Annotated in this window: 10 protein-coding genes and 1 pseudogene; 1 reads left to right on the top strand and 10 read right to left on the bottom strand. The window is 69.5% G+C overall.

Annotated elements, in window-relative coordinates; all coding sequences use genetic code 11:
* Positions 1-16: 16 nt before the first annotated feature.
* A pseudogene (locus BLW75_RS41730) lies at positions 17-502 on the bottom strand (alpha/beta hydrolase); the annotation flags it as partial.
* A 59-nt stretch (positions 503-561) separates the two neighbouring features.
* Positions 562-1,050 (bottom strand): hypothetical protein, encoded by a 489-nt coding sequence (locus BLW75_RS41725; RefSeq protein ID WP_034323592.1) that lies wholly within the window; start codon positions 1,048-1,050, stop codon positions 562-564.
* Positions 1,051-1,173: 123 nt separating this feature from the next.
* Between BLW75_RS41725 and BLW75_RS41720 the strand changes: the two genes are divergently transcribed.
* Complete coding sequence (locus BLW75_RS41720; protein WP_091599533.1) at positions 1,174-3,879, top strand: AfsR/SARP family transcriptional regulator; 2,706 nt, start codon at positions 1,174-1,176, stop codon at positions 3,877-3,879.
* Here the strand turns inward: BLW75_RS41720 and BLW75_RS41715 are convergent.
* The 8 genes from BLW75_RS41715 to BLW75_RS41680 form a co-directional block, all read right to left on the bottom strand.
* The gene (locus tag BLW75_RS41715) at positions 3,872-4,681 is read right to left on the bottom strand and encodes an alpha/beta fold hydrolase (RefSeq protein ID WP_034322385.1); all 810 of its coding nucleotides are present in this window, start codon (positions 4,679-4,681) and stop codon (positions 3,872-3,874) included. The genes BLW75_RS41720 and BLW75_RS41715 overlap by 8 nt on opposite strands.
* Positions 4,682-4,738: 57 nt before the next feature.
* Positions 4,739-5,887, bottom strand: coding sequence for an epoxide hydrolase family protein (locus BLW75_RS41710; protein WP_034322382.1), 1,149 nt, complete (start codon positions 5,885-5,887; stop codon positions 4,739-4,741).
* 152 nt (positions 5,888-6,039) lie between these two features.
* Positions 6,040-8,382, bottom strand: a complete 2,343-nt coding sequence (locus tag BLW75_RS41705) for a polysaccharide lyase 8 family protein (RefSeq protein WP_034322379.1) — start codon at positions 8,380-8,382, stop codon at positions 6,040-6,042.
* Between the two features lie 107 nt (positions 8,383-8,489).
* Positions 8,490-9,947 carry an aldehyde dehydrogenase (NADP(+)) gene (locus BLW75_RS41700; protein ID WP_034322377.1) on the bottom strand — a complete coding sequence of 486 codons (1,458 nt, stop codon included), beginning with the start codon at positions 9,945-9,947 and terminating at the stop codon, positions 8,490-8,492.
* Between the two features lie 13 nt (positions 9,948-9,960).
* Positions 9,961-11,106, bottom strand: coding sequence for a hypothetical protein (locus BLW75_RS41695; protein WP_034322375.1), 1,146 nt, complete (start codon positions 11,104-11,106; stop codon positions 9,961-9,963).
* Between the two features lie 4 nt (positions 11,107-11,110).
* Positions 11,111-12,367 (bottom strand): glucarate dehydratase family protein, encoded by a 1,257-nt coding sequence (locus BLW75_RS41690; protein ID WP_034322371.1) that lies wholly within the window; start codon positions 12,365-12,367, stop codon positions 11,111-11,113.
* Between the two features lie 2 nt (positions 12,368-12,369).
* The gene (locus BLW75_RS41685; protein WP_034322368.1) at positions 12,370-13,314 is read right to left on the bottom strand and encodes a 5-dehydro-4-deoxyglucarate dehydratase; all 945 of its coding nucleotides are present in this window, start codon (positions 13,312-13,314) and stop codon (positions 12,370-12,372) included.
* A gap of 46 nt (positions 13,315-13,360) precedes the next feature.
* Positions 13,361-14,872, bottom strand: a complete 1,512-nt coding sequence (locus BLW75_RS41680; RefSeq protein ID WP_034322366.1) for a sodium:solute symporter family protein — start codon at positions 14,870-14,872, stop codon at positions 13,361-13,363.
* Positions 14,873-14,910: the final 38 nt, after the last annotated feature.

Below are 14,910 nucleotides of genomic sequence, written 5' to 3'. Positions count from 1 at the left end.
CAATCGGGTGGTCACCCTACGGTACTGCAACTCCCACCTTCTCCCTCAGCCAAACGCGGGTGGCGTCCCGATATTCGGACGCGTTGCGGTGTAAGGCCAGCGAATGTCCGGCACCGGACAGAACATACGTGGAAAGCCGGGCCTCGGGCCGGTAGAACGGCGCTTCCGCCGGACGCAACGTCTCGCCGCTCGAACAGTCCCGAAGAGCGAAAAGGCCGCAGAACAGGACGTCCTTCGATCCGACCGCTTGGAGAACCGGCACGCGGATCGCTTTCGTGGCGGGCAGCACGATCCCGAACACGGCGACCGTTCCCATTCCCGGGACCGAAACCTGATCCTTGGTCGCCTCGTCGGCTTCGATGACCCGTGGGTCGGTATTTTCCGTCGCGTAGAACAGTCCGGCACGTGCTCCCGGTTTCGTCGTGAAATACAGCGGATCGCTACCGAGCGAACCGAGCGTGCCGTCCGTGAACGCGGGTTGCAGGCCGAAAAGCACCCCCTTGAGGCAGTCCTCGTGAGTGGTAAGGACGGTTAGAACCGTCCTTACCACTCACGACCCCCTCAGGGCAGTACGTCGGTCACGGTGTCCTTGATGACCAGCCACTTGCCGTGCTCACGCACCAGGGTCAGGCTGATCGTGTAGTGCCGGTCGATGTTCTGCGACGGAGCCTTGTAGTAGGCGTCGAGGATCGCGTAGCCCATCTTGCAGTCCTCGACGACGGTGTGCGTCACCGTCCACGGCATGCTCCACTCGTACGGGAGCTTGAACTGCACGTCGACCACCGGATCCACGTTGGCGGCGTAGCCGATGATCGTCTGGCCCTTGCGGCCGATGGTCACCATGTTCTGGTGGATGATCGCCCGGTAGCGGGCCGCGTCGCGTTTGTTGAAGCTGTCCATGTCCTCCCAGACCGCGCGGTCGAACGCGCGCTGACAGGCCTGCCGCTCCGCCTCGGCCTGCTGCTCGCCGGCCGCCGCCGCGGCGGGCACGCCGATTCCCGCCGCGGCCACGACCAGCCCGGCCAACGCCGCGTAATACCGCTTGCGCATGGGGTTCTCCTCATCACGTCCCGTATTCCGTCCCCAGCAGGTTCGCCCGGCGGCGCATCACAGCTGCATCACTTCCGCACCGGGGCGGGCGAGCGGGCGGTTAACCTCGCGGGAGGGGGTGTGATGGAGTTTCGGATACTGGGTCCGGTGCAGTGCCGCAGCGGCGCGCGGGCGCTGAAGCTGGCGGGCTCGCGGCAGGAGCGGATCCTGGCCGCGCTGCTGCTCGGCGCCGATCGCGTCGTCTCGGTCTCCCGGCTGGTGGACGTCGTCTGGGACGAGGACCCACCCGCCACGGCCACCCGGCAGATCCGCAATCTCACCACCGCGCTGAAACGCGCACTCGTCGCCGAGGGCGCCGCCGGCGACATCCTGACCGCCGAAGGGCCCGGTTTCGTCCTGCGCCCACGCGCCTTCGATCTGCACACGTTCGAGGAGCTCGTCTCGCGCGGTGAGTTCCGTGAAGCGCTCGGATGCTGGCGCGGACCGGCTCTGTCCGGTGTGGACAGTATGGCGCTGCGTGGCGAGGCCGAAGAACTCGACGAGCGTCGTCTGTCCGTTGTGGAGCGTTGCCTCGACGAGGAGATCTCCGCCGGGGAGGACACCGTCGCGGAACTGACGGCACTGGTCGCCGAACACCCGCTCCGGGAACCGTTCGCCGGGCTGCTCATGCGCGCGCTGCACCAGCAGGGCAGACAGGCCGACGCGCTGAACGTCTACCGCCAGGCGAGGACGCGGCTGGTGGAGGAACTCGGGATCGAACCCGGGCCGAAGCTCCGCGAACTCTACGAACGGATCCTCCGCGACGAACCGGAGTACGGCAAGACCCGGTGCTTCCTCCCTTACGACGTCCCGGATTTCACCGGCAGGGAAGCCGAGATCGGCCGCCTGCTCGACGCCGTCCGGCTCGGCCGCCCGGTGACCGTCGACGGGATGGCCGGGGTCGGCAAGACCGCGCTCGCCGTCCATGTCGCGCACCGGCTCGCCGCCGATTTCCCCGACGGGCAGCTGTTCGTGGATCTGCACGGGCATTCCCCCGCCCGAGAACCGCTCTCGCCCGAGGCCGCGCTCGAAGCCTTGCTCGGCCAGCTGGACATCCCGGCGAGCAGGCTTCCCGGCGGCGTGGATCGGCGGGCCGAGCTCTGGCGCGCCAGAACGGCGGGCCGGTCACTGCTCGTGGTGCTCGACAACGCCGCGACCGCCGAACAGCTGAGGCCGTTGGTGCCGGGTTCCGCCACGGTCGCACTCGTGATCACCGGCAGGCGCCGCCTGGCCGCGGTCGACGGTGCCGCGTCGATCAGTCTCGAAGTCCTGCCGGACGAACAGGCGGGCGCCCTGTTCGCGGCGGCGTCCGGACGACCCGACTCGGGCGTGGCCGCGTTGTGCGGGAACCTGCCGCTGGCGATCCGGATCGCGGCGGCACGATTGCAGAATCGTCCACAGTGGACCGTGGCGCACCTGGCCGAACGACTGGGCTCCGAACACGACAGGCTGGCCGAGCTGAAGGTCGCCGGACGCGACGTGGCAGCGGCCTTCGCACTGTCCTATCGGGAACTCGACGCCGCACAGCAGCGCATGTTCCGTTTGCTGGGGCGGAATCCCGGCACCGACATCGGGATACCCGCGGCGGCCGCGCTGGCAGGCACCGGCGAACACGAGGCCGAACGGCTGCTGGAAGACCTGCTCGACGCCCACCTGCTCAGGCAGCCCGCGCTCGGCCGCTACGCGTTCCACGACCTGATCGCCGAACACGCCCGCACCCTCGCGTGCGACGAGGAATCGGGTCCGGCGACGACCAGGCTGCTCGATCACTACCGCGACGGCGGCGGCGCCGGCTGGTACCGCGAGGAGCGGGCGAACCTGGTCGCGGTGACACGCCACGCGCTCGACGCCGGTCTCGACGAGCACGCCTGGCGGATCGCCGAGGACACCACGGAACACCTTCGGGAGAGCGGACATCTCGACGAGTTGCTCGCCGTGGCGCGGACCGGGGTCGCCGCCGCCCGCCGGATCGGGGATCCGCACGCGCTCCAGTTGAGCCTGGCGAACCTCACCCTGGCGTTCTGGGAGAACGGGCGGCTCACCGAGGGGATGGACTGCGCCATGGAGCGGCTGGACGTCATCCGGGCGTCCGGCGATCGCGGGGCCGAAGCGATCGCGCTGTCCCGGGTGGGCGCCCTGCACAGCATGCTCGGCCACTACGCCGTAGCGATCCGGTTCTATCGGGACGGCCTGGCCGTCGCGGACGGCAGCACCGACGCCGCCGCGACGCTGTGGACCAACCTCAGCAACACCCAAGAAGTCCTCGGCAACCTGGACGACGCGCTGACGTCGGCCCGCCGATCGGTGGCGCTGCGCGAGGACGGCCGCGGCACGATTCTGAGTTCGGCCCAGCTCGGCCTCGTCCTCGCGAGGCTCGGTCACTTCGACGAAGCCTTCGAGACCATCGAACGTTCGATCGCCGCCTCGCGGGACCTCGGCTACCCGTTCGGCGAGGCGTGGAGCCGGATCGACCTCGCCGAAGCCCTGCTGCTCGCCCACCGGCCGGGCGCCGCGCGCGAGCAGGCCGAGCGCGCGTGCGCGATCCTCGCCCGGCTCAACCATCCGTTGCTGCTGGCCATGGCGGCGAACAGCCTCGGCACCGCCTGCCTCGCTCTCGGCGAGACGACGACGGGCCTCGGACATCACCGGCTCGCGCTGGAAACGGCGAGGCGGATCGGCTACCGGCTGCAGGAGGCCCGTGCGCTGGCCGGATTGGGACAGACCCGCGCCGCACGGGACCACTACGCCGCGATGGGCCTGTCCCCCGAACCGCTGAAGGTCGTCACCTGAGGAATCCGGTGAGCAGGTCGCGCAGGGTGTCCGGCTGGTGGAGGATGCCGTGGTCCTGCCCCTCGACGGTGGCGTAGCGGGCACCGGAAATCGTGTCGGCGACCGCGCGGGCACCTGCCCGCATCCAGGCGTCGCTGTCCCCGCCGTCGATGACGAGCGTCGGGATCGCGATCTTGGCCAGCCGGTCCGCGGGCAGCACGTTGCCGGGACCGCAGAGCGCGAGGTCGTAGGGCAAGGTGTGGGCGAGTCCGGTGAACCAGGCCCAGAACGCGTCGTCCCGCATGCCCTTCACGACCTCGGCCGGGGTGGCCGTCCCTTCGACCAGGAAGAGCTCGGCCGCGCCGTCGCGGTCGCCGTCGGCGATCAACGCCCGGACACGATCGAAGAGGTCGGCCGCGGGCCGCGTACGGCTGTCGTCGACGACATACGGCGGCTCGTACACGGCGAGGGTGGTCATGGCGACGCCTCTGGCCGCGGCCTCCAGCCCCAGCACCGCACCCGACGAGTGCCCGAACACCGCCGCCGAACCGCCCACGTGCTCGATCAACGCGGCGAGATCCTCGACCTCACGCTCGACCGAATAGACCGCGCCGGCGCCGCTGTCGCCCCGGCCGCGACGGTCGTAGGCGATCGCGGTGTACTCCGGCGACAGGGTCGCGGCCAGCCCGGCGACGGTCGTCCGGTCGTTGAACGCGCCGCCGATCAGGATCACCGGCGCGCCCTGCCCGGTGCGATCGAAGGCGATCGAGGTGCCGTCGGCCGAGGTGACGGTCTCGAACGAGGTGGTCATCAGGTCCTCCATGGGTCGCTCGTACTTTAGCTTCGTCCCTGGGTCGGAGCCGACGACCACCGCTCGACATCACTTCCGGAGATTTCCGAAGAATTCCCGGAGCTCGGCCACCACGTCGTCCGGGACGGCCATCGCGACCATATGGCTCGGGCTCTCGTGCTCCGCCCAGCGCACGACGTCGTTCTTGCGGGAGGCGATCGTGCGCAGCGCGGACGGCCCGCCGTGGGAGACGCCGGTCGGCACCGCGGTCTGGTCGATCGGCATCGCGGCCGCTCCCTCGTAATAAGGCCACAGCGACGTGCCGCCGGTCCCGGTCAGCCAGTACAACGTCGCGTTCGTGAGCAGCAGGTCGCGGTCGATCGGCTCGGCGGGCGCCGCGCCTTCGGGCCAGCCGTCGAACTCCTTGAACCGTTCGACCAGGTACGCCAGCTGCGCGACCGGCGAATCGAGGAAGCCGAAACTGAGCGTCTGCGGCCGGTTCGTCAGGTACGGCGCGTATCCGCTGCCGCCCGCGAAGCGCTCCAGCAGACTCGCGAGCTCCGCCTGATCCCGTTCGGTGAGCCCTTCGAACTCGGCCGGATCGCCGGTCGGCACGCCGAGCCCGGACGTGATGTGCGAGCCGATGACATGCTCGGGCGCGTACACCGCGAGACAGGGCGTCACCAGCGCTCCGGCGTCGTTCCCGTGCGCGCCATAGCGTTCGTAACCGAGACGGCTCATCAGTTCCGCCCAGGTCCGCGCCACCCGCGCGATGTCCCACGGCCGCTTGTCGGCAGGCTCGGGGAACGGGGAGAAGCCGAAGCCCGGCAAGGAAGGCGCGACGACATGGAAGGCGCACGACGGGTCGAGGCCGTGGGCCCGCGGATCGGTGAGCGGCCCCAGGACGTCGAGGAACTCGGCGATCGAATTCGGCCAGCTGTGCGTCATGATCAGCGGGATCGCGTCCGGTTCCGGCGACCGGACGTGGAGGAAATGGATCAGCTGTCCGTCGATCTCGGTGGTGTACTGCGGAAAGTCGTTGAGCCGCTTCTCGTACGCGCGCCAGTCGTAGCCGTCTCGCCAGTATTCGGCCAGCTCCTTGAGGTACACGACCGGAACGCCTCTGCTCCACTTGGCACCGGGCAGTGCCGACGGCCAGCGGGTGCGCGCCAGCCGGTCGGTCAGGTCGTCCAGCTCGGACTGCGGGATGTCGATGCGGAACTGCTCGATGTCGGTCATGAGGGTGACCGTAAAGGCCATTCAGGCCAGATCCTGACCTGAATGGCCGAGCCGGTCCCGTGGGTCGTGAGTGATAAGTAGCGTTAGAACGACACTTATCACTCACGACCCCGTCGACACTCGGCGATCCCTCCGGCCCCGCAATCCGTCACCTAAATGCGGACGACCTGCGTGGCGCCGAAGGTGTCCTTCACCGGCACCTCGACGGTCTTGCGCCGCACGGTCACGCGCAGGACCTCCTGCCGCTGCGTCGGGTCCGAAACGGCCAGCCGCCAGCCGTCGCGGGCCCGGCCGAGCGCCACCGACGCCGGACCGGACACCGACACCTCGTCGACGGATCCGGCGGCGAAGAAGTTCGCCAGCAGGGTCGCGTCCCACAGCCGGACGGCCTGCACGGTCGCGGTGTTGGACCGCACGCGCCACGACCAGGCCGAGGCGATCGTCTCCAGCACCGACGCGGTGGGAAGGACGGCGTAGGCGTAGCTCGCGTTCGAGGGCTTGGCTCCGTGTTCGATGACCAGCTTCTGATAGCGCCGGGTGTACGGCACGGTCGTGCCCTTGGTGTTGGCGCCCTTGTCGATGTCGCGCCAGGTGCCCGTCCGGTCCTCGCGCAGCGCGGTGACCTCCGCGTCGTCGAGCAGGATGTACCCGCCGACCTTCTCCAGGTGCAGCCATCGCTTGCGCCGCAAGGACTCCGAGCCGCCGACGAGACGGCCGTCGGCCAGCAGGACACCGGAGCCGTTCTCCCCGAGGTTGCGGTTCTCGATCGTGGTGCGGACACGCTCACCGGACGAGTCGGTGATCCCGGCGCCGAGGCACAGCACACCCGTCGGCGTGAAGAACCACGACTTCTTCGCGGTCAGGGTGCCATCCTGGGAAACGAAGTCGAGGGCGTGCGCGCCGTGCCGCGCGTCCCAGCGGACCCCACCGCAGTGATCCTTGCTGGTCAGCGGCACCGACTCCAGTTTCGGGGTGGGGCCGGTCTTGGCGGTCGTGCCCGGCAGCAGAAGCGGGTCCACCGTCGGCCAGTAGGCGTCGGTGAAGTGTCCCTTCGCCTTGGGCAGGAACAGATACAGCGAACCGTCGCCGACGTACCAGCCGTGCAGGTTCATGGAGTTGATCGACTCGTACCGCGAAATCCGGGTCGAGGCGACGCCGAGCGAGGCCGACCAGCCTTCGGTGATGTGCACCATCCGATCCTGCTGGCCGAACACGCGATGCGTCGCGACCGTCCGCGCAGGCCGGATCTTCGTCGCCAGCAGCTCCTGCGCGAACTCGATGCCGGGGATGCCGACGAGGTCCGGCCCCGGCGCGAACCGTTCGGGATCGGGGATCTCCAGGTACGGCGCGAAAGTGTCTTCGGTGATCCACTTCGCGGCGAGACCGCCGAGTTCGTCCTTGCGCTTCCCGCTCGCCGACCGCGCCAGCAGGACCACGGCGCCGGTGAGCTGGTGCCCGATGTCGTGCGCGGATTCCCCCTGCCGCGAAAGGAACCGGCCGCGGACCGACTCCATCAGTGCGCCCGCGTAGACGAACGGTGCGAACGTGTCGGAGACCAACGCGTACGTCGCGTCGCGCACGTCGGCGGGCAGTGCGAACTCCGTGCCCTGGGTGACGTGGATAGCGGACGCGACGGCAGTGAGCAGGATGATCCCGTAGTGCCCGGGATACGGCACCGAGTCGTGCTGCAGGAAGGAGCCGTCGGTGTGGAAGCCGTCGCCCGCCGCGCGGTGGAGTTTGGCGATGACACTCGCCGCTCCCCCGCCTTCGACGTCGGTGAACGCGCCGACGCCCCGTTTGATCCGTTCGACGTCGCCGAGCATCGCGCCGGACACGACGGAGATCATCGACTTGTCCGCGCGGTTGGCGCCGGTCTCGACGACGCTCGGGTTGTTGGTGCGGCGGTTCGGATCGCCGGAGAACTTCAGCACCGGCTTGAGGTACTTGGCGAGTTCGTCCTGGGTGAGCTCGTCGGCGACCGTCGCGAGGATGTGCAGCAGGTAGAGCGGGATGCCGATCTCGTAGGTGTACCAATTGCCGATCTCGGCGGTCTTCTCGCTGTACTGGTCGCTGGTGTACAGCAGTTCCAGCGCGCCCTTGATCCGGGCGAGGACGGCGGGATCGCCCGCGAGCGCGCCACCGGGGGTGCCCCAGTTGACCGCGATCGCGCGGAGCCGGGCGTACATCGACGTCGTGAACTCGCTGCCGGGGCCGAGCGGGAGGTCCTTCCACAGTGGACCGCCGCCGACCGTCATGCTGTCGTGGTAGGACTTCGCGACCCGGTCCAGGTTCGCCAGGGCGGCGGCGCGTTCGGTCGACGGCCGGTCGATCCCGGTCTGCAGTTCGCGATAGCCGGTGACGATGGACGACGCACCCGGCGCCGCGGGCCGCGCTGACGAAGGGCTCGCGAGTGCGGTCGTGAGCGCCACCGAAGCGGCCGCGGCCGCGCCTCCCCGCAAAGCCGTTCTCCTGTCGAAGTGACCGAATCCGGACATGACGGTGCCTCCCAAGGGGGTCAGAGACGGGATCAAGGGCGGCGGCGGGTGGTGGGGCTCGTGAGTGGTAAGGACGGTTAGAACCGTCCTTACCACTCACGAGGTTTCTAGCGTTTCCCGTCGGTCCTGCGGGGCAGGTCCCACGGGTTGTTCTCCTGCAACGGTTCCGGCAGCAGCGCGTCGGGGAAGCCCTGCCAGGCGATCGGTCGCAGGAAGCGTTCGATCGCGGCGGTGCCGACCGAGGTGCTGGTCGGCGCAGTGGTCGCCGGGTAGGGACCACCGTGTTCCTGTGCCCAGGTGACCGTGACGCCGGTCGGCCAGTCGTTCCACAGCAGACGGCCGGCGACCCGGGTCAGCGACGGGAGCACCGGGCGGATCCAGTCCACATCGGACTCTTCACCCTGGATGGTCGCGGTGAGGCCGGGTTCCATCACGCCGAGCAGGCTGATCAGTTCGTCCTGGTCCGCGTAGGTGACGATCAGTGACGCCGGACCGAAGCATTCCTCGCGGACGGTGTCGGCGTCGGCCAGGAAGGCCTTGGCGGTGGTGGCGAGCAGCGTCGCGCCGTGCGAGATCCCTTCCGCGCCACCGGATTCCGACAGCACCTCGACACCGGCGACCTCGCTCAGCTTCGCCAGCCCTTCGGCGAATCCGGCCGCGATCCGCTCGTTGAGCATCGGCTGCGCCGGGATCGCCGCGACGGCCTCGCGCAGCGTGTCTTCGAGGCCATGGCCTTCGGGCAGGAACAGCAGCCCAGGCTTGGTGCAGAACTGCCCGGCACCGAGGGTGAACGAGCCCGCGTAGCCCTTGGCGATCGCTTCACCGCGCGCGTCGATCGCGGCCCGCGTGACGACGGCCGGGTTGACGCTGCCGAGTTCGCCGTAGAACGGGATCGGCGACGGCCGCGAGGTCGCGATGTCGAACAGCGCGCGCCCGCCCGGCACCGAGCCGGTGAACGACGCCGCCTGGATCCTCGGGTCTTTCAGCGCCGTGACGCCGTTCTGCTGGCCGTGGATGACCGCGAAGATCCCTTCCGGCGCACCGGCCTTGACCAGCGCTTCACGCAGGACCTCCCCGGTGCGGGCGGACAGCTCCGGGTGTCCCGAGTGCGCCTTGAGCACGACCGGGCAGCCGGCGGCCAGGGCCGACGCGGTGTCCCCGCCCGCGACACTGAACGCGAACGGGAAGTTGCTGGCGGCGAACACCAGCACCGGACCGATCGGGGTGAGCAGCCGCCGGATGTCCGGCCGCGGGCCCATCGGCCACGCGGCGTCCGCGTGGTCCACGGTGGCGCCGAGGAACGCGCCGTCGGCCAGCACCTCGCCGAACAGGCGCAGCTGGAACGTCGTGCGCTTCAGCTCTCCCTGCAGTCGCGGCGAGGCCGGGAGATGCGTCTCCCGGTTGGCCAGCGCGATCAGCTCGTCGGCGGCGGCGTCGAGGGCGTCCGCCGCCGCGTTGAGCCATCCGGCGCGCTGGGCTGGGGTCGCGGCCGCCGCCGTGCCTGCCGCATCGGCGGCGGCCGCGAGGATCTGTTCGAGCGTGGCGGGATCCGTTGCCTGGCTCATTTTCTTGCGTCTCCTAGAGTTCTTGCGCGGCGCTGACGGCGGCGATGAGATCCGCCCAGCGCCCCGGGCCGGCGAGGCCGAGGTGGTACAGGTGCAGCTCGGTGGCGCCTGCCTTGCCGAGTTCGGTGGTGTAGGCCTCGATGTCGGGAACCGGGCTGGCCGCCACCGCGGTGATGTAGCTGCCGACGGCGACCTTCTCCGGCAGTTTCGCGCGTGCCGCCGCGACGGCGCCGACACTGGGACGGCCGGGTGCCCAGTTCTGCAGCACCACCGCGTCGACGTCGTCCGGGGCAGATGGCGTCAGCCCCGGCAGCGCGCCGGTGACCCACGGGTCCATCGCGCCGTGCAGCACGATCCGGGGCCCCGACGGGATCTTCGCGAGGACCTCGCGCCGAAGGGCGTCGGTCGCCTGCTGCCGCGTGTCGAGCAGGACCTGCCGCAGGGTGGGCAGGATCTTGTCCTCGGTCGCCCGGAGGTCACCGCTGTCGATCAGCCGCCGGACCTCGGCCCGCAGCTTGCCCAGCGCCTTCCCCGGATCCTGCCCCGCCGCGGCCCAAGCGTCGAGACACTCGTCACAGCAGCAGATCGAGAGCAGCCGGGCCACCGCGGGCGACCAGACGCCGTCGGTCTTCTCGTGCTGGTGCTGGTGCACGGCGCCGAGCGGACCGCAGGCCTCGAGGACGACCGAGGCGAAGTCGAGCCCGGCGAGGCTTTCCGCCGTCACGTTCGCGGCGTACTCGCGGACGGCGGGCTGGCCGGGGCACAGCGCCCACGGGTAGCGCTCGCCGAAACAGTTGCGCACGGTGTGCTCCGGGAACTCCGTGCCCAACTGCGAATTGTGGGTCAGCACGAGCCACGCCGCCGCCGGGACGCCCACCTCGTTCAGCATCCGGACGGCGTCGCCCGCGCTGTCGCGGCTTTCGACCCAGTCCGGTTCGGCGGGCTTCAGCTCACCCCACGCCTCCTCACGCACCGGCCGGTACAGCGCCGCGTGGCGCGCGACGACCGAAGTGCGCTCGGGCGACCAGGGCGTCGCCGCGCGGGCGCTGTGGTACGACACGGCGACGGCGACCTCGTCGACGCCGAGTTCCCGCACGCGCTCGACGAAGCCGGGATCGTCGACGACGTCCCAGGGGTAGGCGTATCCGGTGACCTTCACCTCGTCACCACCGTGCCGTGTTCGGTTCGAAGCTTCCGACGAACTTCCGCATATAGGTCACGTCATCCCGTTTGGTCTGTCCACTTCGGACATAGTCTTCATGGGCCCGCGCCAGCGCGTCGGGGTCGAGTTCGACCCCGAGCCCGGGCTTGTCGGGCACCGCGACCGCACCGTCGGCGAACTCCAGCGCACCCGGGGCGATGACGTCGGCCGTCTTCCACGGCCAGTGGGTGTCGCAGGCGTAGGTCAGGTGCGGCGTCGCCGCGGCCACGTGCACCATAGCGGCCAGACTGATCCCGAGATGACTGTTCGAATGCATGGACAGCCCCACGTCGAAGCATTCCGCCGTGGTCGAGAGGGCTTGGGTGTCCCGCAGGCCACCCCAGTAATGATGGTCCGAAAGTATTACGCCGACCGCCCGCTGCCGGAACGCCGGCTCGATGTCCGCGAAGCGCACGACGCACATGTTCGTGGCCAGCGGCATGTTCGCCTTCTCCGCGACCCTTGCCATGCCCTCGATGCCCGGCGTCGGGTCTTCGAGGTACTCCAGGACGCCGTCGAGTTCTTCGGCGACCCGGATCCCGGTCTCGACGGTCCACGCCGCGTTCGGGTCGATGCGGAGCGGGTGGTCCGGGAACGCGTCCGCGAGCGCGCGGATCCCGTCCATCTCCTGGTCGGGGTCGAACGCGCCGCCCTTCAGCTTGATGGAGCCGAAGCCGTACTCCTCGACCATGCGCCGTGCCTCGCCGACGAGCGCCTCCGGCGTGGTCACCTCGCCCCACGAGTCCTCTTCGGCGCCGACGTGGGCGCCGAACTTGTAGAACAGGTAAGCGGAGAAGTCGACGGCGTCGCGCGCCTTGCCGCCGAGCAGGTCCACCACCGGCCTGCCGAGATAGTGGCCCTGCGCGTCGAGCGCGGCCACCTCGAACAGCGAGTACACGCTGGCGACGGTCTTGCTGACGGAGAAACCGCCGGTGAGCCCGTGCGCGTCGGCGAAGACGACCTCGCCGAGGGTGGTGGCGACCTTCCGGCGAAGGCCGGGCAGGTCGAACACGTCGTGCCCCTTGAGTTCCGGAAGCACCTTCCGGACCTGGTCGAGGAACGCTAGGTCACCGTAGGACTCGCCGAGGCCGACCACGCCGTCCTCGCAGATCAGCTGGACGACGCCGCGCAGCGCGAAGGGCTCGTGCACGCCCATCGCGTTGAGCAGCGGAGGGTCGGCGAAGGCGACCGGGGTCAGGACGACGTCGAGAACCTTCATCTTCAGGCACCGGCCTCGACGGACTTGAGGGCCGCGAACCCGTCGTCGACGATCTTCTCCAGGCGGGCGATCTGGTCCGAGGTGGGCTCGACCAGCGGCGGCCGGACCGAGCCGACCTTGTCACCCCGCAGACGCGCGGCGGCCTTGACCAGCGACACGGCGAAACCCTTCCCTTCATCCCGCAGCGCCACCAGCGGCAGGTAGAACCCGGCGAGCAGCGCCTCCATGACGGCGTCGTCGTTCTCCGCGAGCGCGCGGTGGAACCGGGCCGCGATCTCGGGGGCGAAGCAGTGCACGGCCGAGGAGTACCGCGCCACGCCGACCGCGGCGTAGGCGCGCGCGGAAACCTCCGCCGTCGGAAGACCGTTGAAGAACAGGAAATCGCGGGCCCGGTCAGTGCCGACGGAGCGGATCGTGGTGATGATCCGGCTCATCAGCTCGACGTCGCCGAAGCCGTCCTTGATGCCGACCACCGACGGGATGCCGAGCAGGTCCACGGCCGAGTCCGGGGTGAACACGCCGGTGGAACGGTGGTAGACGATCACGGGGATCGAGGACTCCCCGACGGCGTACCGGACGTGATCGACGAGCCCGGACGTCGGGCCGGTGACCAGGTAGGGCGGCAGGAGGAGGACGCCGTCCGCGCCGCCCGCCTCCGCCGCCGCGATCCCGGCACGGGCCGACGCCGCACCGCCGCCCGCGCCGACCCACACGGGCACCCGCCCGGCGACGACCTCACGAGCCTTGCGCAGGATCGCTGCGTGCTCGTCCGGGGACAGCGAGCTGAATTCGCCGGTACCGCAGGCGACGAACAGCGCGCCGGCTCCGGCGGCCACGTGGCTCTCGACGGTTTCCGCGAACGCGTCGAGGTTCAGTTCCAGCCCCTCGGTGAAGGGGGTCAAGGGGAACGCCAGTAGGCCGTCGAGTTCGATCTTGGGCTGTGCCATGGATTTCTCTTTCGTTCTTTGTGGATGGTCCCGGGTACGGGCCCGGTCAGGCGGGCACGGTGGTGCCGTCCTGCGACTTGCGGGGTAGGACGTCGTCGTCGCGGTCGATCGTGTCGATGAGCTCGTCGGTGGTGGCCTTGCGCTCGGGCATGAGGTAGCCGAGCCCGATGAACAGCCCCAGCGAGACCAAGATCGGGGTGGACACGGTGACCGCGAGGGTGGCCTTGTAGCCGTAGTAGGCGATCGCGTAGGCGATGAGACCGCCCGCCCACGAGATCAGCGCCGCGCGGGAACCGGATCGGCGGAACCACGGGAGCATGCCGAGCAGCAGCGGTACCGAGATCGGGCCCATCAGGGCCGCGACCCAGAGCACCACGATCCCGAGCACACCGCCGAGTTTGGGGGCCTGCGTGGCGACCGCCATGGTCAGCACGATGAAGATCGCGGTCGTGATGCGAGCGGCCAGCAGCCCCTGCGCCTCGGTCCACCGCCGGGTCTTCTTGATCAGCACGGGCAGCATGTCACGGGTGATGACCGCGGAGATCGCGTTCGCGTCGGAGGACACCATCGCCATCGTGTGCGAGAAGATGCCCGCCAGCACCAGCCCGATCAGGCCCGGCGGCAGGAACGTCGTCGTCATGATCGCGTAGGCGTTGTCCGGGTTCTGGATGTTCGGGATCAGCAGCGGAGCCGCGAACATCGGGAACATCATGAACAGCGGCCACACCAGGTACAGGATCGAGGAGAGCCGCGCGCCCCGGCGTGCCGCGTGCGTATCCGGCGCGGCCATGTAGCGCTGCGCCAGGTTCCACATACCGCCGTTGTACTCCAGGGTCTTCACCAGCACATAGACGAGCAACACGACCGTGGTGAACTTCGACGTGGTCGGGTTGAGGTGGCTCGGCGGGAGGTCGCCCCACATCGTCCACAGACCGGAGACGCCGCCGAGTTTGCCCAGCACCACCCAGAGCATGGCGATGGCCGCGATGGCCTGGATCACGAACTGGCCGAAGTCGGTGAGCGCGTCGGCCCAGAGACCGCCGACGGTGCAGTAGACCAGCGTGACCGAACCGGTGATGATGATGCCCCAGGTGTAGTCCACCCCGGCGAAGACGTTGAGGATCGTGGCGATCGCGAACCACTTCGCCGCGATGTCGAAGATCTTCAGCAGGCTTCCGCTCCACGCGAGCGCCTGCTGGGTCGGGACGTTGAACCGCCGCGCGAGGTACTCGAGCGGGGACGCGACCCCCAGCTTCGACCGGAGCCTGTTCCACCGGGCGGCGAACAGCCAGCTGCCGATACCGACACCGATGCCGATACTGGCCATGCCCCAGAAATAGACGGTGATCCCGCTCGTATAGGCCACGCCCGCGTAGGCCACGAACAGCACCGCGCTGTAGCCGGACATGTGATGCGAGATCCCGGTCAGCCACCAGGGCATCCTGCCTCCGGCGGTGAAGAAGTCCTTCACATCGTGGATCCGCTTGTGCGACCACCAGCCGATCACGACCATCAACGCGAAATACGCGCAGACCATCGCCCAGTCGAGTACGTGCACCGTTGACTCCTCTCCGCGTTCACGAAGGCCCAGCCCGA

The sequence above is a fragment of the Amycolatopsis lurida genome, assembly GCF_900105055.1.
In the GTDB taxonomy this organism is placed as follows: Bacteria; Actinomycetota; Actinomycetes; order Mycobacteriales; family Pseudonocardiaceae; genus Amycolatopsis; species Amycolatopsis lurida.
Note: the sequence above shows the minus strand (reverse complement) of the source record. Positions and strands in the feature narration are given on the sequence as shown.

Excerpts from the sequence above, each read along its gene's own strand:
- BLW75_RS41725 (WP_034323592.1), bottom strand. The coding sequence starts at position 1,050 with ATGCGCAAGCGGTATTACGCGGCGTTGGCCGGGCTGGTCGTGGCCGCG.
- BLW75_RS41720 (WP_091599533.1), top strand. The coding sequence starts at position 1,174 with ATGGAGTTTCGGATACTGGGTCCGGTGCAGTGCCGCAGCGGCGCGCGG.
- BLW75_RS41715 (WP_034322385.1), bottom strand. The coding sequence starts at position 4,681 with ATGGAGGACCTGATGACCACCTCGTTCGAGACCGTCACCTCGGCCGAC.
- BLW75_RS41710 (WP_034322382.1), bottom strand. The coding sequence starts at position 5,887 with ATGACCGACATCGAGCAGTTCCGCATCGACATCCCGCAGTCCGAGCTG.
- BLW75_RS41705 (WP_034322379.1), bottom strand. The coding sequence starts at position 8,382 with ATGTCCGGATTCGGTCACTTCGACAGGAGAACGGCTTTGCGGGGAGGC.
- BLW75_RS41700 (WP_034322377.1), bottom strand. The coding sequence starts at position 9,947 with ATGAGCCAGGCAACGGATCCCGCCACGCTCGAACAGATCCTCGCGGCC.
- BLW75_RS41690 (WP_034322371.1), bottom strand. The coding sequence starts at position 12,367 with ATGAAGGTTCTCGACGTCGTCCTGACCCCGGTCGCCTTCGCCGACCCT.
- BLW75_RS41685 (WP_034322368.1), bottom strand. The coding sequence starts at position 13,314 with ATGGCACAGCCCAAGATCGAACTCGACGGCCTACTGGCGTTCCCCTTG.